At 56.4% G+C, this 19,968-nt stretch carries 17 protein-coding genes; 13 read left to right on the top strand and 4 right to left on the bottom strand.

Going from position 1 to position 19,968, the window contains the following annotated elements:
- Positions 1-139 precede the first annotated feature (139 nt).
- The 13 genes from GX466_06290 (at position 140) to GX466_06230 (ending at position 13,152) form a co-directional block, all read left to right on the top strand.
- Positions 140-2,317: a T9SS type A sorting domain-containing protein gene (locus tag GX466_06290; protein ID NLH93811.1), complete on the top strand. Its 2,178-nt coding sequence runs from the start codon at positions 140-142 to the stop codon at positions 2,315-2,317.
- A 454-nt stretch (positions 2,318-2,771) separates the two neighbouring features.
- The gene (locus GX466_06285; GenBank protein NLH93810.1) at positions 2,772-3,119 is read left to right on the top strand and encodes a transcriptional regulator; all 348 of its coding nucleotides are present in this window, start codon (positions 2,772-2,774) and stop codon (positions 3,117-3,119) included.
- Positions 3,091-3,621, top strand: a complete 531-nt coding sequence (locus GX466_06280; GenBank protein ID NLH93809.1) for an ATP-binding protein — start codon at positions 3,091-3,093, stop codon at positions 3,619-3,621. The genes GX466_06285 and GX466_06280 overlap by 29 nt, the downstream gene beginning before the upstream one ends.
- A complete protein-coding gene (locus GX466_06275) occupies positions 3,614-4,897 on the top strand; it encodes a 4Fe-4S dicluster domain-containing protein (protein ID NLH93808.1) in 1,284 nt (427 codons plus the stop codon). The genes GX466_06280 and GX466_06275 overlap by 8 nt, the downstream gene beginning before the upstream one ends.
- Before the next feature lie 14 nt (positions 4,898-4,911).
- On the top strand, positions 4,912-5,262 hold the full coding sequence (locus GX466_06270) for a hypothetical protein (GenBank protein ID NLH93807.1): 351 nt from the start codon (positions 4,912-4,914) through the stop codon (positions 5,260-5,262).
- A 3-nt stretch (positions 5,263-5,265) separates the two neighbouring features.
- Positions 5,266-6,003, top strand: a complete 738-nt coding sequence (locus GX466_06265) for a PHP domain-containing protein (protein NLH93806.1) — start codon at positions 5,266-5,268, stop codon at positions 6,001-6,003.
- Positions 6,004-6,024: 21 nt separating this feature from the next.
- The gene (locus GX466_06260) at positions 6,025-6,507 is read left to right on the top strand and encodes an NAD(P)H-dependent oxidoreductase subunit E (protein ID NLH93805.1); all 483 of its coding nucleotides are present in this window, start codon (positions 6,025-6,027) and stop codon (positions 6,505-6,507) included.
- 9 nt (positions 6,508-6,516) lie between these two features.
- Positions 6,517-7,086 carry a sensor histidine kinase gene (locus tag GX466_06255; protein ID NLH93804.1) on the top strand — a complete coding sequence of 190 codons (570 nt, stop codon included), beginning with the start codon at positions 6,517-6,519 and terminating at the stop codon, positions 7,084-7,086.
- Positions 7,086-7,451, top strand: coding sequence for a (2Fe-2S) ferredoxin domain-containing protein (locus GX466_06250; GenBank protein ID NLH93803.1), 366 nt, complete (start codon positions 7,086-7,088; stop codon positions 7,449-7,451). Before GX466_06255 ends, GX466_06250 begins: the two co-directional genes overlap by 1 nt.
- A 15-nt stretch (positions 7,452-7,466) precedes the next feature.
- On the top strand, positions 7,467-9,314 hold the full coding sequence (locus GX466_06245; GenBank protein ID NLH93802.1) for a 4Fe-4S binding protein: 1,848 nt from the start codon (positions 7,467-7,469) through the stop codon (positions 9,312-9,314).
- A 12-nt stretch (positions 9,315-9,326) separates the two neighbouring features.
- Complete coding sequence (gene nuoE / locus GX466_06240) at positions 9,327-9,785, top strand: NADH-quinone oxidoreductase subunit NuoE (protein NLH93801.1); 459 nt, start codon at positions 9,327-9,329, stop codon at positions 9,783-9,785.
- Positions 9,782-11,344 carry an NADH-quinone oxidoreductase subunit NuoF gene (gene nuoF / locus GX466_06235; GenBank protein ID NLH93800.1) on the top strand — a complete coding sequence of 521 codons (1,563 nt, stop codon included), beginning with the start codon at positions 9,782-9,784 and terminating at the stop codon, positions 11,342-11,344. The genes nuoE and nuoF overlap by 4 nt, the downstream gene beginning before the upstream one ends.
- Before the next feature lie 17 nt (positions 11,345-11,361).
- The gene (locus GX466_06230) at positions 11,362-13,152 is read left to right on the top strand and encodes a ferredoxin (protein NLH93799.1); all 1,791 of its coding nucleotides are present in this window, start codon (positions 11,362-11,364) and stop codon (positions 13,150-13,152) included.
- A gap of 232 nt (positions 13,153-13,384) precedes the next feature.
- On the opposite strand, the gene GX466_06225 is transcribed toward GX466_06230, so the two are convergent.
- The 4 genes from GX466_06225 to GX466_06210 all read right to left on the bottom strand — a co-directional run bounded on the left by GX466_06225 (position 13,385) and on the right by GX466_06210 (position 19,932).
- On the bottom strand, positions 13,385-14,629 hold the full coding sequence (locus GX466_06225; GenBank protein ID NLH93798.1) for a T9SS type A sorting domain-containing protein: 1,245 nt from the start codon (positions 14,627-14,629) through the stop codon (positions 13,385-13,387).
- Between the two features lie 302 nt (positions 14,630-14,931).
- Positions 14,932-16,506 carry a T9SS type A sorting domain-containing protein gene (locus GX466_06220; protein NLH93797.1) on the bottom strand — a complete coding sequence of 525 codons (1,575 nt, stop codon included), beginning with the start codon at positions 16,504-16,506 and terminating at the stop codon, positions 14,932-14,934.
- 169 nt (positions 16,507-16,675) lie between these two features.
- Entirely contained in the window at positions 16,676-17,611 is a 936-nt protein-coding gene (locus tag GX466_06215) for a DUF4249 family protein (protein ID NLH93796.1), read from the bottom strand.
- Positions 17,605-19,932, bottom strand: coding sequence for a TonB-dependent receptor (locus GX466_06210; protein ID NLH93795.1), 2,328 nt, complete (start codon positions 19,930-19,932; stop codon positions 17,605-17,607). Before GX466_06210 ends, GX466_06215 begins: the two co-directional genes overlap by 7 nt.
- Positions 19,933-19,968: the final 36 nt, after the last annotated feature.

Here is a 19,968-nt window from a genome sequence, read left to right as displayed (position 1 = left end):
TTACTTTCATCGGTTAATGGTTCTTCTTGACAGACAGGCCAATGGCCGGTAGCGTTGTTCGCACTTTTGATAAGGTTTCGCCCTCTTCGGGGCAAAGCTGTTTAATTTGAACCAAACAACTAAGGATATGGAGAAAACCATGAAACGCATTTGTTTATTCATGATGGTCCTGGCCCTTCTGCCAGCCCTGGTGCTGGCTGAGACCATGGTCCCCGGACCGCAACTGAAACCGCTGCCCAGCCCCAAGGGCATTAGGATGCCCGCGCAGCGAGATGTGCCAAGCTATACCTTCACAAAAAATCCCACCGCCATCATCACCAATTACTATGATTACATGATCGGCAGCTACAATGAGCTTCCCCTGTTAGTGATCCCGGACGCGGCAGGGGGCGGATATTTCATGACCTATCATGGACGCCGCCAGGCCAACAGCACCCGCCGCGTGTTTTATGCCTACCTGGACCCTGCCGGCAATGTGATCAACAACAACGAAATCACCAGTGTGCAAAACCATGAAGGTTTCCCCGGTGTAGCGGTCGATCCGGTTTCCGGAAAGCCCCTCTACGCCTGGCATGCCAATGCCGACTCTGATGCCGAGAACGAAACCGAGTTCACTTCGGACGCCTTCATCGCAGGCATCTCAGGCCTTTTCAACGATATCTGCCTCGTTGCAGACGCACCCACCACCATCACCCCGCCCAATGGAACAGCCACCACCGACAACGAATTCATCTGGCCCTGCATAGTGATCGGTCCCTCGCCAGTAGATGGAAAACGCCGCGTTTATGTTGGCATGCGCAACAAGATCTCACACGCCATGAACGGCAACCCCAGCGAAAACATGTACATTGCCTATGCCGATTTCAATGGTGACGATATAGAGATGGGCACCCCAATGAACTGGACACACACCTCCATTCCTGAGCAGGATGCTTGGAACCACGACACGGTTGAATTCCGCCGCCCGGCAGGCACTCTCGCCGTGGACAATGCCGGAAACCTCTACTGGGCTGGACACCATGTCGCCTATGACGCCGCGGACAACCACCTGGACGAAGCAGACATGGACGTCTTTGTCTGTCCGAATTACGGCCAGGGCACCTGGACCCGCTACAGCGGATTCGGCAACATCCCCTCCATCAATCCCAACGGCGCCCCCAATGACACCACTGGCTATTACACCAATCCTGACGCCGGCGATATCCCCTATGGTGACAACGGCGAATTGTACTGGGGAATTTACAACTCCGGCCATGTCAACGCCACCATAGGCCCTGATGGCAAGCTGCACGTTCCCAGCCTCTGGGGCCTGCATGCCTACAGCGGTTACTACTATCCCGCCCTGCAGTTCGTAAAAGAATTCGTCTTTGACATCAACACGCACGAATTCATGATCCGCGACATCTTTCCCCAGCAGGATCCCAACGATGATTTCAACGGCACTTTCACCCCCTGGGACTTGGAAGCGCCCTGGGGTGAAGTTGACCAATACGGCGATGACGGAGCAGGCGGATTCTATCCGATGATGTTCTCTGACTGGCCTTTCCCCCACTGGGATACATCTGCCCACAACGACGCGATGATGTTCCACTACAATGGTGTGAAAGTCTCCGAGCCCAACGATCAGGGCATGATGGTTTGCATCTGGCAGGATTCCCAACGCGCCCGGATGTACAATTACTACTCCGATACCGATTATATCAACTTCGCCCAGACCCCCGAAATCTACATTTCAGTTACCCCTGACAATGGCAACACCTGGAGCGAACCCATCATCCTGAACAATGTGGAAACCCCTCAACTGGCCGGCATCAAACCGATGTACGTTTATCCCGCGGACAAAGTGATCTACACCGGCATGCAAGGCCCGAATAAGGTTGGCAAGATCGGCGTGATGTTCTACAATGACTTCACTTGGGGCTCAAACGTGAATTCTCCCCCCTACCATAACACCCCGGACGGCGGCGAAGTGATGTTCATGGAACTCAAGATCGTTTTCCCGCTTGGTTCCGCTGCCGACGATCCTACCATGCCCTCCGTGACAAGGCTTCTGCTGCAAAACTATCCCAACCCCTTCAACCCTGAAACCACCATCAGTTTCGACATGCCGGCTTCCGGGCCCGCCCGCCTTGAGATCTACAACGTCAGAGGCCAGATGGTGAAAACCCTGGCTGAAGGCAACCATGAATTCGGCCGCCACAGCTATGTCTGGAACGGAACCGACAACGGCGGCAACAGCGTCTCCAGCGGCATCTACTTCTATCGCCTCACCACCAGCAGCCATAGCGAAAGCCGCAAAATGATGCTGATGAAATAAATCCAACCAACCGGAATTTGCCCGGTTCAAATATCCGGGGACGGCCATTTCGGCCGTCCCTTTTTTCTTGCTTTTCCAATGTCAGCTTCAGTGTCCGTTCATTGCGTACTTTCCGCGACCCGTCCTGTCTGTCACGCCCTTAGCGCTCGCTTCCATCCCACTCCCACGCCTCCCGACAAATACTCGCATCAAATGCGGGCATCGTGCGGGAGGCGCACCCGGCACAAATGATAGGGCCTTAACGGCCAGTCGGCGTCGCTTCGCTTTTTCGCGGGGATTGGTTTCTACTGCCCTCCGGGCTGTTTTCTGCATACACTTGGTTAAAATGGGGAAGAAAAGCGATTCAGCGACCGACAGCATTGTCCGCTACGCCAAATCTGGGGCGCAATTATTTGCTTGACTTGTATGGCCTTTGAATTGTAGTGGCGTCATCAATATGAACAGGTGACAGTGAATGACATTAAAGGATATCGTACAGCTCCTCGACGCGGAAGTGCTGACCCCCGAAGCCGATTTGGATGTGGAGGTGCCCTGCGCCTTCTCGTCCGACCTTATCAGCGACATACTTATGTGCACCAAAGAACCGACCCTGCTTTTGACCGGCCTTACCAACAACCAAGTCATCAGGCTTTCGGACATGATCGACATCGTGGGCATCGTGTTCGTGCGCGGCAAACGCCCCCTGGACGAAGTAATAGAGATGGCCAGGGAACGCAACCTGCCTCTATTCTGCAGCAACCTAACCATGTACCGTTCCAGCGGGTTGCTGTTCAATGCCGGACTGCGAAGCTGCAAAATCTGAGATGGCAGAATTCTGGCATATCCACGAAGGCTTTGAGGAAGCCGTGAAAAAACATTTCGCGGAGCCTCCCGAAGCCGACGTTTCCCTGGATTCGCTGATTCCGGAAAAGGATTTCAACAGCGCCGGAAAAGGTTCGGCAGATGTGAAAAACCTGCTCAAGCGCCTGGGCGTGAACCCGGAAATCCTGCGCCGGGTGGCCGTTGCGGCCTATGAAGCCGAAATCAACGTTGCGGCACACTCATCGGGCGGGGCGATGCTAAGCCACGTCTATCCGGACCTCATCCACATGATCTTCCAGGACAACGGGCCGGGGATTGGAAACATCGAACAGGCGATGGTTCCGGGCTATTCAACCGCGGACGACATGGTCCGGGAAATGGGATTCGGAGCTGGGCTGGGCCTGCCAAACATCAAAAAGAACACCGACGCGCTGCATATTAGTTCGGCAGCCGGCGACACCACAACGCTGGAGTTTTTGATCTTTTTCAGGCAAGATGGATAAAAAGGAAACACAATACTACCACGCGCTCCGGATACTGGAAGACAACTGTACCGGCTGCACCGCCTGCGTGAGGGTTTGCCCCACAGAGGCCATCCGGGTGCGCAACCGCAAGGCGCGAATCGACGCCAACCGCTGCGTTGACTGCGGCAGATGCCTGGAAACATGTGAGTTCCATGCAATCATCCCCCGCAGCGACCCCCTGGACATAATCCACAGGTTCAAGTATAAGGTGGCGGTGGTTTCCACCTCCTATTTCGGGCAGTTCACCGAAGACGTTTCCTATGAAGTGGCCAAGCAGGCCATCTACGAACTGGGCTTTGACGAAGTGCAGGAAGAGGCTATGGTCACGGAATTCATGATCGGCATGATCCGCGACTACATCCGCCACAAACGGAACACGCGGCCGATCCTGAGCAGCAATTGCCCCACCGTGGTGCGGCTAATCCAGCTCAAATACCCCTCGCTGCTGCCAAACCTCTTCCACCTCGAAGCCCCGATGAGCATCCTCACCAGTTACCTGCGCGACAGGATCAAGGCGGAAACCGGCCTGGCAGAAGAGGATATCGGAATTTTCCTCATCGTGCCCTGCCCCGCCCACGTGACCGCCGTGCACCAGCCGGAGGGAGCCTACAAACACCTTCAGGACGGCGCCTTCTCCATCGGCATGATTTACGGCAGGGTGCACGAACACATCAAAAAACTGCAAAATCATCCGCCCCGGATACAAACTTTTCCCAAAGGCCTCACCTGGGCGCTTTCCGGCGTGCAGGCCGATCTGGTTGACTGCGAGGACATCAGGGCGCTTTCCGTGAACGGCGTGGACAACGTGATGGAAATCCTTTCCCGCGTGGAAGACCACTATCTGGACCAATACGACTACATCGTGCTCCGAAGCTGCACCAACGGCTGTGTGGGCGGTTCCTTCAACGTGGAAAACCCCTTCGTGGCGATGAGCCGCATCAAAAAGATGATAAAGGAAAGCACCAACAGCGAGGCAGACGTGCACGAGCTGGACAACCTTTACCGCGCCGGGGAATTCGACGTGGTGCCCCTGACCCCGCGCTCCATCATGGAACTGGACAAAGACATCAAGACAGCCATCTTTAAGATGAAGAGAATAAATGAGATACTCACCTCCCTGCCAGGCCTGAACTGCAGCGCCTGCGGCTCGCCTACCTGCTACGCACTGGCAGAGGACATCGTGCAGGGCAAAGCCACCATCGACGACTGCGTGGTGCTGCTCAAGCGCCACTCCAAAGAAGAAGAACAGGAATGACACAGGATACAGAGATGACGATAACACTGGCAGATTTAATGACCGCCATCGAAGGCACCAACCACACCCCCCAAGTCGACCCCGAACAGGTTTCCCTGAGCGGCGGCTACGTTTGCGATATGCTCAGCGACGTTATGGGCTCCGCCCGGGAAGGCCAGGCCTGGATAACCATCATGAAGCACCTGAACACCGTGGCCGTGGCTTCGCTCACCGGAATTCCGGCGATAGTTTTCGCCAAAGGCAACACCCCGGACGAGATGGTGGTGGAAAAAGCCGCCAGCGAGGGAATCTGTCTGGTATCCAGCCCGCTGGACACCTTCAGCCTGGCGGGAATCCTTTACGGGATGCTGCATCAGTTGATCTAGCCGATGCGATGGTTCAAGGCGGACCTGCACATCCATTCCGTGCTTTCACCCTGCGGGGGCCTGGAAATGTCGCCCCGGGAAGTCGTTGCGCGGGCCAAGAGTTGCGGGATTGACTGGATGGCCATCACGGACCACAATTCCCTTGCCAACTGCCCTGCTTATTCCGCCGTCGCAGAAAGGGAGGGGCTGGCTTTCACCTGGGGCGTGGAAATGCAGACCGCCGAGGAAATCCATTTGCTGGTCTATTTTGACGACCCGGCGGCGGCCAAATCCTTTGGCGGCGAGCTTTATGCCTCGCTGTTGCCGCTGGACAACGACCCGGAATTTTTTGGTGATCAAGTTATCATTGACGAAAATGAGAACATTTTAGGAATGGAACTTAGAGCGCTGATGAATTCCTCCATTTGGGACCTCAGCACCGCTGTCGAAGTGGCCCGAAACCATGGAGGATACTGCGTTCCGGCCCATGTGGACGCCACGGTCAACAGCCTTATCGGACAACTGGGTTTTTTGCCCGCGGAGCCTCATTTCGAGCTCCTCGGCCTCTCAGCCAAAGCGGACCTAGCGCGTTTGCTCAGCAGCCATCCGGAACTTGCCGGGAAAAGCTGGCTGCGCAGTTCAGACGCGCATTACCTGGCCGATATGGGCTCTGGCTTCAGCCGGGTTCTGGCAGGGGCTCCCAAGGTGGAAGAGCTTGCCAAGGCGGCGTTGGGCCTTGATGACAGGATGATTTTAGTATAAAAAATAAAACAGGAGGAGTTAATGACTCCCGCTACACAGCAAGACAATCCGCTGTATGACCGGCTGAGAGCCGTCATCGCAGCCAGCCGCGGCCTGCGCAATCCCCTCATCGAGGTTCTGCGCCAGGCTCAGGAGATTTTTGGCTACCTGCCCGTTGAAGTGCAGGAATTCATCTCCCGGGAAATGAACATCCCGGCCAACAAGATCTACGGAGTGGTGACGTTCTACAACTTCTTCACCATGATCCCTCGGGGCAAATACACCCTGAACCTGTGCATGGGCACGGCCTGCTTTGTGAAAGGCGCGCCCCGCCTGGCCCGGATGATCGAAGAGGAACTGGGCGTTAAAATGGGCGAGACGACAGCCGACCTGCGCTTCACCGTGAGCGCGGTTCGCTGCGTTGGAGCCTGCTCGCTGGCTCCGGTCTTCGTGATCGGTGAAGAAACCTACGGCCGGGTGGACACTCGGGAAAAGGTGTCCGAAATACTCAAAAAATATCAATAGGCCGGCGTGATGCAAGACATTTCCCTGCATCTGCTGGACATCATCGAAAACAGCGTCCGGGCCAAGGCCAGAAACGTGAAGATCCGCGTCATCAAAGATGTGGGCGAAAACCTTCTCCGGCTTATCGTTGAGGACGACGGCTCGGGGATGGACAGCGAGACCCTGGCCATGGCCCAAAACCCTTTTTACACCAGCAAGGCGCAGCGAGAAAAGAAAGTGGGGCTGGGCATCCCGCTGTTCAAGCAGAACGCGGAACTCAGCAACGGCTCTTTCAACATGAGCAGCCAGCCCGGCTTCGGAACCGTGCTAACGGTGGATTTCGGGCTCAACCACATCGACCGCATGCCCCTGGGCAATCTCAAAGCCACTTTGCTGGGAGCGATAGTCGGCCATCCGGAAGTGGATTTCCAAATCATCCTCATCAACCACGACGGCGGCAAGGAAAACTCCTTCCACTTTGAAACTGCCGCCATCAAAGAGGAATTGGGCGATATTCCGCTCACCTATCCGGACGTGATTGAGTACATCGACCAATCTTTAAATGAAGGAATACAAAATACAAACATGGAGAATGTCTGATGAAAACACTTGCAGACCTGAAAAAAATCCGTGAAAAAGCCCAGGAAGAGATGAAGCTTCGTGGCGGCAACATGCGCGTCAAAATCGTGGTGGGGATGGGAACATCCGGCATCGCGATGGGCGCCCGTGAAGTCATGAAGACCTTTCTGGAAGAGATTTCCAACCGCAACCTCACCGACGTTTTGGTAACCCAGACCGGTGAAAAGGGCCTTTCCTCGATGGAACCGGTCGTTGACCTCATCGAAGAGGGCAAAGCCAAAGTCACCTATGGAAACATGAATCCGGACAAGGTGAGAAAGGTGGTCGTCGAGCACATCGTCAATGGCAGGGTTGTCTCCGATTACGTCGTTGCGACTGGCGACTGAGCTGGAGGTTGATCAATGTCTCTGAAAAGAATTGACCTGCTGATCTGCTGCGGCTCCGGCTGTGTGTCTGCAGGCGCTTTGAAAATCAAGGAACGGTTTCACGAAGTTCTGGCGGATAAAGGCATCGCCAACGAAGTGAACATCATCGAAACCGGCTGCATGGGCCCCTGCGACTACGGCCCTGTCATGGTGGTCTATCCCGAAGGCACCTTCTACAAACACGTGAAGGTGGAGGATGTGGAGGAGATCGTATCCGAACATTTTGTGAAAGGCCGTCCAGTCCAGCGCCTGATGCTTCAGGAAGAGGAAAGGCTGATCGCCGCCCAAAAGGAAGTGCCCTTTTACCAGAAGCAAGTCAAGGTCGCCCTTGCCAACTGCGGCTACATCGACCCCGAAAGCCTGGAAGAATACATCGCCACCGGCGGATACGAGGCTTTGGGAACCGTGCTCACCCAGATGAAGCCTGAAGAAGCCATCGAGGTGGTGAAAAAATCCGGCCTCCGCGGACGCGGCGGCGGCGGCTTCCCCACCCACATCAAGTGGAGACTGGTGCACGACATCAAAGCCGACCAGAAGTACATCATCTGCAACGGTGACGAGGGAGACCCCGGCGCCTTCATGGACCGCTCCCTACTGGAAGGCGACCCCCACCGCATCCTGGAAGGGATGATGCTGGGCGCCTATTCCATCGGAGCCTCCAAAGGCTTTTTCTACATCCGCGCGGAATATCCGCTAGCCATCAAACGCATCAAACAGGCAATCGCCCAGGCCAAGGAAGTTGGCCTGATGGGCGAAAACATCTTCGGCTCCGATTTCTCTTTCGACGCCGAAGTCCGCACAGGCGCCGGAGCCTTTGTCTGCGGAGAGGAAATGGCCCTAATCCATTCATTGGAAGGCGAGCGCGGAAACCCCACCCCCAAACCGCCCTACCCGGCAGTGAAGGGACTTTGGGAAAAGCCCACCGTGGTGAACAACGTGGAAACCATGGCCAACCTTCCCACCATCTTCCTCAAAGGCGCGGAATGGTTTTCCTCCATGGGAACCGAGACCAGCAAGGGCACCAAGGTCTTCGCCCTCACCGGCGACATCCAAAACACCGGTCTGGTGGAAGTTCCGATGGGAATCACCCTGCGTGAGATGATCTTTGACGTAGGCGGCGGAATGACCGACGGACACAAGTTCAAAGCCGTCCAGCTCGGAGGCCCTTCCGGAGGCTGCCTCACCGTCGAACACCTCGACGTGCCGGTGGACTATGAAAGCCTCAAGGAACGCGGCGCCATGATGGGTTCCGGCGGAGTCATCGTGATGAACGACCAGAAGTGCATGGTCAACGTGGCCAAGTTCTTCGTGGATTTTTGCGTGGACGAATCCTGCGGAAAATGTCCACCCTGCCGACTCGGCCTCAAGCAGATGTACAACATCCTGGACCGCATCACCAAAGGCCAGGGGAAGGAAAGCGACCTCGACGAACTGCTGCGCCTTGGCGAAACCATCAGCAAGCTCTCGCTCTGCGGGCTTGGCCAGACAGCGCCGAATCCCGTCCTTTCCACCCTCCGCTATTTCCGCGAAGAATATGAAGCCCATATCCGCGACAAATCCTGCCCCAACAAGGTCTGCACAGACCTCTTCCATTTCAGCATCGACAAAGACCGCTGCATCGGCTGCTCGCTCTGCTCACGCAAATGCCCGGCGACCTGCATCAGCGGTTCACGCGAGGAAAAATTCACCATCAACCAAGTGGATTGCGTTAAATGCGGGAACTGCCAGGATGTCTGTCCTGTAAAGGCCATCGACAGGATTCCCGGAATGCACCCCGAAGTGGTCAGGCACGCGGAAAACCTCGCCAAATCAGAAGAAGAATGACAAGGAGTACCCATGTACAAAGAGATTTGCACCAAATACACTCCTGACAAAGACAACCTGATCTGCATCCTGCACGAGATACAGGACACCCATCCCCAGCATTACATCTCCGAAGAGGCGGTGCAGACGGTGGCGGAATATCTGGATCTGCCGCCCAACCACATCTACGGCGTGCTGACCTTCTACACCATGTACAGCACCAAACCCCGGGGAAAGAACATCATCCGCCTCTGCGAATCGCCGCCCTGCTATATCAAAGGCAGCGAAAACATCCTCCGCAAGCTCAGGGAACTCCTCGGCGTCAAAACAGGCGAAACCACCAAAGACGGGGTTTTCACCCTGGAACTCTGCGCCTGCCTCGGAGTTTGCGGAAACGCTCCCGTAATGATGGTAAACAACGATGTTTACGGCGACCTCACCGAAGAACGGGTGGAGGAAATCATCGCCAGGATCAGAAGGGGGAACCAATGAAATTCTATCGCAGCCACATCCTTGTGGGCATAAATGAAACCTCGCTACTGGCCGGAGTGGAAAACTTCATCGTAGCCCTCCGCGCCGAACTGGCAAAATACAACCTCCAGGAAGAGATCAACATCCTCGAGACCGGCCCCCTGGGCTTTTTCGGCCGCGGGATTTGCCTCTCCGTCTATCCGGAAAACGTAAGTTACCAAGACATAAAGGCAGAGGACATCCCCGAACTCGTGGAAGAGCATTTCCTCAAGGGACGTCCCGTAACCCGGCTGATGCTGGACGCGACAGGGAAATTCACCCCCAAGCTCAACTACCAAAACCGCATCGTCCTCCGCAATTCCGGCATCATCGATCCTGAAAGCATCGACGAATACATCGGTGCCGGAGGCTACGAAGCCTGGGAAAAGGCCCTCGTCCGGATGCAGCCGATGGAAATCGTCAGCGAAGTGAGAAAATCCGGCCTCCAAGGCCGCGGCGGTGCCGGCTTCCCCACCGGCGTGAAGTGGAGCTTCACTGCCCCCATCGACGCGCCCCAGAAATACGTGGTGGTGAATGCCGACGAAGGCGAACCCGGAACCTTCAAGGACCGCCTGATTATGGAAGGCGACCCCCACCAGTTGCTGGAAGGTGTGATGATTTGCGCCCGCGCGGTGGGAGCCTCCAAAGCCTGGATCTACATCCGCGGCGAATACAAGCTCTGCATCGAGCGCCTCCAGAAAGCCATCGACCAGTGCCGCGAATACGGCATCATCGGAAAAAACATCTTCGACAGCGGATTTGACCTCGACATCGCCATAAAGATCGGCGCCGGGGCCTATGTTTGCGGAGAAGAGACCGCCCTCATCGAATCCCTGGAAGGGAACCGGGGCAACCCGCGCTGGAAACCCCCCTTCCCCGGAGTCGAAGGCCTCTGGAAATGCCCCACCGTGGTTAACAACGTGGAAACCCTGGCCAACGTACCCTTCATCATCAAGGAAGGCGCCGATGCTTTCAGGGCCCACGGCACCCAGGATTCCACAGGAACCAAGGTTTACACCATCCTCGGCGACGTCGCCCATCCAGGCCTCTGCGAAGTTGACATGGGCACCACCCTGCGCACCATCATCAACGATTATGCCGGCGGGATGAAAAAAGGCTTCCGCTTCAAGGCCGCCCTGGTTGGCGGCGCGGCAGGTGTTTTCCTGCCGGAACGGATGCTGGACGTGAACATGGACTATGCCAGCCTCAAGCATTACGCCGCCGTTCTCGGCTCTGGCGCCATCCTCGTGATGAACGAGCATCAGAGCATCGTGGACATGCTGTGGTCGATCCTGCGCTTCTTCCGCCACGAATCCTGCGGAAAATGCGCGCCCTGCCGCAACGGCTGCCAGCAGCTTTACAGGCTGATAACCAAAATCAAGAAGGGCGAAGGGACCATGGAGGATGTCGATCTCATGGTCACCATCTCCGAAACCATGTTCTCCACCAGCTTCTGCGCCCTTGGCCAATCCCCCGTGATGGTGATCCGGAGCGCGGTCGAATACTTCAAAGACGAATTCATAGCGATTACAAAAAAGTAAAATAAAGAGGATATGAAATGGCTAAAACAGTAAATATCTGGATAGATGACAAACATCTGGAAGTTCCGGATACGATGACAATCATCGAAGCCGCCGACAAACACGGGATTTATATCCCCAGGCTGTGTTACCATCCCGATTTGCCGCCCACGGCAAATTGCGGCGTCTGTGTGATTGAACTCTCCGGAAGCCCCGTTCCCAAGCGCGCCTGCTGCACTCCGGTGACCGAAGGGATGAAAATCATTACCAACTCCAAGAAGCTGCGCGCTTACCGCAAAACCCTGGTGGAAATGATCCTTTCCAACCACGACGTGGTTTGCCCCACCTGCGTGGCAAACAACAAATGCGAGCTCCAAACATTGGCAAACAACCTCGGCGTGGATCCCGAAGCCCTGCCAAGCATTCTGGTGAAAAAGCCTGTTGACGACAGCTCCCTCTCCATCGTCCGCGACGTGAACAAATGCATCGCCTGCGGACGCTGCATCAACGTCTGCAACGAAACCCAGACCGTCTATGCCCTCACCTTTGCCGACCGCGGAATCGATTCCCATATTGACACCGCCTTCAGCCTCGGCATGGCCAACAGCCCCTGCGTGAACTGCGGCCAGTGCACGGTCTATTGCCCCACCGGCGCCCTGCGCGAGCGCGGGGAGATTGACGAGGTTTGGGATGCCATCCTCGATCCCGAAAAACACGTGATCGTGCAGGAAGCCCCCTCCGTCCGCGTTTCCCTGGGTGAGGATTTCGGCCTGCCCCTTGGCTCCGTGACCCCCAAGAAAATGTATGCCGCCCTCCGCAAGATAGGCTTCGACAGCGTGATGGACACCAACTTCACCGCCGACCTCACCATCCTTGAGGAAGGCACCGAATGCGTAACCAAGCTCAAAGCCGGCGAAAAACGCCCTCTCATCACCTCCTGCTCACCAGGCTGGATCAAGTTCATGGAAACCTACTATCCCGACCTCGCGGATTGCGTTTCCACCGCCAAATCACCCATGAGCATGTTCGGCGTGCTGTCCAAAACCTACTACGCCCAGGAACACGGCATCGACCCCGCTAAAATTGTCTCTGTGGCCGTGATGCCCTGCACCGCGAAGAAATTCGAGGCCCGGCGCCCCGAACTCCGTGACTCCGGATTCCAGGATACCGACTATGTGCTCACCACCCGTGAACTTATTCGCATGATAAAGGAAGCGGGCATCGATTTCGCCAACCTCCCCGAAGAGGAGCCCGACGAAGGCATGAGCTACTATACCGGCGCCGGCACCATCTTTGGCGCCACCGGCGGCGTGATGGAGGCGGCTATCCGCTCCGCCTATTTCCTTGTCACCGGCACCGAGCTGGAAGACGTTGAAATCACCGCCGTGCGCGGTTTGGAAGGCGTGAAGGAAGCCGCGGTCGATGTTCCCGGCTTCGGCGAAATCCGCGTGGCGGTCGCCCACGGGCTTTCCAACGCCCGCAAGGTAATGGATCAAGTGCGCGAAGGCCTCGCCACCAAAGGCGAATCGCCCTGGCACTTCATCGAAATCATGGCCTGCCCCGGCGGCTGCGTCGGCGGCGGCGGACAGCCCTATGGCAACGACATCGCGTCCCGCGCCCGCAGGGGCCTCTCCCTCTATGAGGAAGACCGCAGCCTCCCTGTGCGTCAGTCCCACAAAAACCCCGAAGTCGTCAAAATCTATGAGCGCTTCCTCGGCGAACCCAACTCCCCCCTCGCCCTCAAGCTGCTCCACACCTACTACTTCAAACGCTCCGTCAGCAGCGGCCAGGTGGTCGAACAGGTCACCCAAAAGCACGAAGCCCACTGACGCAGCCAAATACAGGCAATATGAAAGGCGGGATCCACTCCCGCCTTTTTTAGGCTTGTGTTCAATCGGCCAACGTCTTGCACGTCATTCCAGGATTGACCCGGAATCCAGTGTACAAGGGGCTTACGCTCCTCTCGCAATCGTTATGTCGCCATACGGACTCGTTCAGTCCGGAAAATCATTCCGCCCAACGTTCTTCCACTGAGGCTGACGGAAAGCGGGGCCCTAAACGCTACCGCAGGACCATCACCCTGGCCGTCTGGCAGAAATCCGTGCCCCGGGCGCGAATCAGGTATATTCCGCTGTCCAAAGGCCGGCCTTCCCTGTCCAGCGCCTGCCAGCCAAGGTCGCGGTTTATAGCGTCCACAGCGCGGCTTTCCTCTTTGATTAGTTGTCCCCGGGTGTTGTAGGTGCTCAGGGTTACCGGGCCGGATAGCTTGCCGGGCAGGCTCAGAGTCGCCTTTTCCCTCGCCGGGTTGGGCCAGGCCCGCAGGGTTTCGGTCACCTGAGGCACGCCGTCATCCGCTGCGGTGTCCGAAGTGTGGGCGAAATGGAAATCATAGCTGGGAATGCCGTCCCCATCTATAATTACAATTCTTGTCAGCAACCCCTCCGCGCTGAAGGTGCAACAATATTCGGCGGTGACTTCTCCTGTTTCGGTATCCACCTCGATGTTTAAGCTCCAAGTCTCCGGATTGTACCACACGCCCTGGGCATTGGCTGTTTGCTCTGTCACTTGGGAGATGATCCAGCCGTCATTGAGATAGGGAACGCGAATGGTCACTAAATTGAGGATGTAGTCGGGCAGTTGGTGGTTGTGTTTTTCGAATTGGTAACCGGGGGGAAGCTGCTCACCGGAATAGATATACTGCCGGCGGCGGTGATTCACCCAGTTGAGTGAATCGGCGGAGCTGAGGGTGAGTTCCTCCACCCGGCGCCCCAGGCTGTCGAGGGTGCAAACGCAGTCCAACCACTCAACGGTTTGGTTCTGGCGCGCTTTTTTTATCACGGTACGGGTCAGCTTCATATCGGCGTTGTAGCTGTGCCAGGCGTGGTAGTGGTTGGAGTAGTAATCGTACCAGTCATCCTCGTGGCAATAGCCCTGATAATCCATCTTGCGGGTCCGGGTGAAGTCGATGTTCGATTGCAGGGTCAGGGGGCTGGTGATGACGTAATACTCCGGGTACAGGGTCAGTTCGCCGTCAAAATCCTCAACTTCATAATATTCGCTGGGGGGAAAGTCGTACATCCAGCCCCGGTGGAGGTGGCCGATTTGGGTAATCAGCAGAGTGTTGCCCGGGGCTTGTGTGTAGGTGTAACAATCCACCGACCACCAGTCCGGACCGCCGAATCCTCCGCCCGAAGCATGGCGGTCAATGCCACTCAGGTAGTAGGTCTGGGGATAATCCTGCCCTGCCAGCAATGCCGGCAGCAGCAGCGCCAGCAGCAACAGGCTGTGTCCAAAATATGCCTTCATCGTTCCTCCCCGCCGGATGTCCCGCTTCCAGGCCAGAGTTCATCGCTCGGTGGCATCCCGGCTTGTTGGCATCATTTTCTCAGTAATATAATTATATGCAAACACCATTCCATCCGCCCGGCAAATGTCAGACCAAGCCTCCTTAACGCCCGGAAAGTTGCCTCTTGCCCGCCTCCCGGAAGATACCCGCATCCGGTGCGGGCATTATGCGAGAGGCTGCCCGAACCCGAATCAGGGGGCGCTAACGGGGAGCAGGGAAAAGGCTCGTGGCCTTGTTAGGGAGCGGCTTTACCTTGTGTAAATCATTTGGCCTGCATTATCCTACGGCTGGAAGAGCCTTCCGGAGTTGTCAGCCGGAGCAGGTATATCCCGCTGGAAACTGGTCGCAGGTCGTCATCGCGGCCGTCCCAAATATGATGGCTTTCGCCCCTGTCCAGTTTGCCAGAGAAAATCCGCGCCACTTTCTGACCCCTGAGGTTGAAAACATCCAGGTTCGCCTCCTGCGGGACCCCGGTTTTGATTTCGATTTGGCAGGATGACCTGAAGGGGTTGGGGAAGGCGGTGATTCCCGCCAAAGCTGGCGGGTCTTCTTCATCCGGGGTTGAGAGGCCAAGTTCCAGATGGAAGGCGTAAACCTGCCAGGGAGCGTCATACGCGGCCCTGCCCAGCAGATAGACGCTGCGTTCTGAATTAAAGCAATATCTTGCCCAAACATCCATTCCGTCAAAACTGTAATCCCTCACCAGGCCCAGGGGATGGTCAACCAGATGGAAGCCGTACTGCGTGTCGGTCGGTCGGTTGATGGCCAGAGTGTAGTCTGCGTCCATCTTTCTCAGAAAAGCCGCGTTCGGGTATCCAGTCAGGTCAGGGAAGCCAGCCAGGTCGCTGAATACGCCATTAACAAGGGATTTGTGGCAGAATGACCACTCGTTATACTGGTAAGATATTGCTGAAAAGCTGGTGTCGCTGAGGGTTATTACTTCCCTGAAATGCGGAGTCTGCCAGGGCCAGATGGAGCTGTCGACCCATTGTCTATGCAGTTCGCTCCCTTCCAGCCAGACCAGGTAGGCTGAGGTGGGTCCGCCTTCAATGAGGTCGATGGCCAGGGTCTGAAAGTAGTCGCCGCAGAGTTTCCTGGTCTGCGTGAAGCCCGCTCCTCCGCCTTCGCTGGCTGGGAACCAGCCCTGAGGGAAGGTTTGGATGATGTTGTTGTTTTGCACCAGGAGGTCCGGTCCGTCTAAAGTCCAGAGGAGAAAGTATTCATCTGCAAAGGATTGGACCTGATGGGAAAGCCAGCCCGGGCCTTGGTACAGGAGATGCTGGCTGTTGTTGCTCAGGTTCAGGATGTACACCTCATGGTTGATCTGGGGATAGGCTCCCCTGGTGGAGCAGAGGTAGGCCAGCGTTTCATCCACGATGTAGAGGACGGGGCCGAAGCTGGAATCCTCGACATTCAGCCCGGAGGTATTGAAAACATGCTGGCTGGTGCCGCTGTCATCAGTGCAGCAGACAATGACCCGGTTGGCCGCGCGGAAGGCGGAAAGCAGCTTGCCGGCCTTACAGGAAAAGGCCAGGGGAGTATCAGATAAATCGCCCCAATCGGATTCGGCTATGATTTGGTGGATTGTCTGCTGGGGCCCGCAGAGTCCGTCAGGGCCGACCGTGGCCAGCTTGATGAGGACGCGGTCATTCATGATTTCACAGTCATACAGGCGCAGGCTGTCCCCCACGGTCTGGCAGGCCTGGAATCCGTGGCTTAGCTGAGAACTGCCGGTGAAATAAACATTCATCACATCAACCGCTCCCAAGGGCTTGGCCGCGAAAGCCAGCGTCCCCAGAAGAAGGATGGTGGGCCAGTTTTTCCAAATAGCTTTCATTTGTTCACCTCCCTGGGAAATCTATCCATCCAATATAGCAATAAGCAGGCCATTATTCAAAGAATATCAGTCGGGAAAGGAATGGAAGTCTTTTTGTAACCGACAGGCAGGCCGCCAAAGCTGTCAGGAAATCCCGGAGTGAAGCCCTATCGGGCTTTCTGGGCGTCTGCTATTTCACGATGCGGGCAAACATATCGACTCCGCTGGCGGAGCCGAAATAGCCCAGGGCGTTGTGGATTCCGCCGTGGAGGTAGCCTTCCTCCATGAAATTGTAGTTGAAGTAGTTGTCGTCAACTATCAGCAGGCGCAGGCGGTAGCGACCGTAAAAGATGAAGGCAGAGGAGTAGTTTTCCAGCACGAGGTAGTTATCCTGCAAACCGGGCAAAGGCGCTGAGACAAAGCGGTACATGATGCTGAGGCGGCGGGGCGGCTGGCCGGCGTTGTAGCTGTCTGCCAGGCTGGAGTCGGGATGCGCCGTCGGCATCAATTCCGACGTGAATTCGAGATCTGTGCTGAAGGGTTCCAGGCAGTAGAATTCCGCCATCAGGTTGAATTTGCCGGCGTTGGCCCCGGTGGAGGCGAAGACAGGGTAATGGCTGTCGATGAGGCTGAAAGGCATTGTGTTTTCGGTATTGGGGTCCACCGAATAGCCGGTTCCGGGGGGATTGGTTCCGTAGGGATCGGGCGCCGCCACAAGGGCGATGGGAACGGTCGTTTCGGCCCAAATCAGCGAATTAGCGCCGGGAACGAGCACCTCGATCCGGTAGCGGTGGCCGGGCTCGATGATGTTTTCAGCAAGGTCAATGTATTTGAATTTGAATTCGTGCAGGGCGGGGGTGAGCTGGAACTCCAGGTCGGCATCCAGGTCCCGGATGGTGACGGTGGCGTCGTAAACGAAGATTTCCAAGGGGTTGAAATCCTCGATGGCGGAACTGCGGGTCACATATATGGGATACTCAAAGTTCACAGGTTGACCGGCCTTCAGCAGGCCCGCCACGGTGAAAACGTCGCCCTCAAAGCGGGGCCCGCTGGTGTTTTCGCAGGAGGCAAGCAGCAGCGCCAGAAGCAGCAGGGGCATAAGGCGGAAAAGATGCTTGCCTACCATGTGACGTTCACTCCAATGAAAGGCAGGAAGGGGAACTGGGAGCCGTCCTGAGTTTCCAGCCGCAGGGTCAGGTCTTCCTGCGGCACGAGTTGGTAAGTGCGGAAGCTTACGTTTTTGCGGCCGAAGACATTGATGACGTCCAGATAGGGTTCGACGCTGCCCCAACGGGTGTTCCACTGCACTTTTGCGCTCAGGTCCAGCCGCATGTAATAGGGCAGGCGGTGGCCATCTTTGTAGCTGTAGATGATTTGGAAACTGTCGCCGTCGAAATAGATACGCTCCGGCACCTCTAAGGGCTGGCCGGAATTGTAGCTGAAGTTCAGGCCAAGCTTGAAATCCGCGCCGAGGGGCTGCCAGCCGGTGTTGGCGCTGAGGTTGTAGCTTTCCACCATGGAGACGCTGTGGCTGCGGTCAAATCGGGGAAAGAAATAACTGGCCTCGCCGGTTTGGGGATCAAGGTTGAGGCCTTCTATCTTGCGTCGGGTGCGGCTGAAGGTGTAGCCGATAAAGCCTTCGAGGCCGTTCCAGTCGTTGCGGAGCAGCAATTCCGCCCCATAGGCGTGGCCGATGCCGACGCGCATGGCGCTGCCGAGGTTGCCGGTGCTGTTGTTCCAGTTGAAAAAGGCGTTAAAATCCAGTTGGGCTAGGTTGTCGTAATCCTTGTAATAGGCTTCGGTTTCCAGGGCCAGATGCTTGCCCAGGCGCCTCTGGTAGCCGAGGATGTAATGCAGCGAGCGGGCCGGGCGCAGCGAGCCGTCCAGCGGCAGCCAGACGTCGAAGGGGGTGTTCACGTCCATCGCCAGCAGGGTTAGATACTGGTTGTAAACGCCAAAATTGGTATAGACGCTTTCTCCGGCGTCGAGGGTCCATCTGAAGGAAAGGCGAGGTTCCAGGTTCAGATAATTCGCGGCGGGAATCTGGTCCGGTATGATCCTTCCCGTGCGATACCAATTCAGCCGCAGGCCCGGCTGCAAGGTCCAGAGAGGGTTTATCACCCATGTATCCTGCAGGAAAAGGGAGGATGTGAGCGAAGAGATGGCGCTGTCCGGAAGCCCGTCCGGATCGATTTGATAGGAGGTTTCCATCTTCAGGGCGGTGTCGTTCCATTTCACTTCGAAACCGCTTTCCACCTCGTGGCTGTTGTTCGGCTTCCAGTTCAGTATCCCCTTGGCGGTGAGGTCTTTGATGGAATTGTCGGTGCGGAAGATGGTTTCGTCCCCTTCTGCGGCGGTCTGGCTCATTCCGCTGCTGAACTGACTTCCGGCGAGCGTGAAATTGGAATAGAGGCGCGGGGAAAAGAGATGCAGCCAGCGCGCGGAGATATTGCTGTTGCCCCAGTCAACGTCCAGAACGCTTCCCAAATAGTAAGAAAGGTCGTCGCGTCCGATGTAGCCGCTGAAACTGAGCTTGTTGCTGTTGTCCGCGTCCAAGTTGAACTTGGCATGGCCGTCGTAGAAATAGTAGTCTGGAAGTTTGTCGTAGATGGTTTTTATCAATTCCAGATAGGTGCGGCGGAACGAAGCCATGTAGGACCCGTCTGCGGAACCGACACTCCAAGGCCCTTCCAGCGTGGCGGAAGATGAAATGAGGCTTACCCGAGCCACGCCTTGGGATTTGACCCGGTTGCCCTGGCGGTTGGTGACATCCAGCACGGAAGACAGCCTGCCGCCGAACTTGGCAGGGTAGCCGCCCTTGATGAGTTCTACGTTTTCCACTGCATCGGTATTGAAAGTGCTGAACAACCCACCCAGATGGCTGGGGTTGTAAACATCGGTGTCGTCCAGCAGGATAAGATTCTGGTCGGGCGAACCGCCCCGCACGTAAAGTCCTGAAAAGAAGTCAGAAATGGGCATCACGCCAGGGAGAGTGAGCACCGCGCGAAACACGTCTGCCTCCACGACGGAAACAATTGCCTGGATGTCCTCCCGGCCCCGGTGAATGGAACTGGTTCGGATCACGGGGCCTTCTAGGCCGGACTCGGCGTCGGCTGTCACCACTATTTTGTTGAGTTTCACCGCGGACTTTTTCATCTGGGTGTTCAGGACGATTTCGTCACTCTGGGAGCGGATGCTGAAGTTTCTGCTTTCCCGCAGGTGGGAGACCAGGGAAAACTCCAGCTTGAAGCTGCCGGTCTGGTTGACCGTGAGCACGTAATATCCCTGTTTGTTCGTCTGCGCGCCGATTTTGGTGCCAGCCACCCTCACGCTCACATACTGCAGGGGCTCGCCGCTGTCCTCGCGGGTCACAAATCCGCTCACGGTGGCGCTGAAAAGCCTCCCGGCCACAAGCATCAGCAGTAGCGGCAGCATGTGTTTACGCATCAATTCTCCCATGATTTGGTTTTCAAGTGTGATTAA

It is taken from the genome of Candidatus Cloacimonadota bacterium (assembly GCA_012516855.1).
GTDB lineage: Bacteria > Cloacimonadota > Cloacimonadia > Cloacimonadales > Cloacimonadaceae > Syntrophosphaera.
Note: the sequence above shows the minus strand (reverse complement) of the source record. Positions and strands in the feature narration are given on the sequence as shown.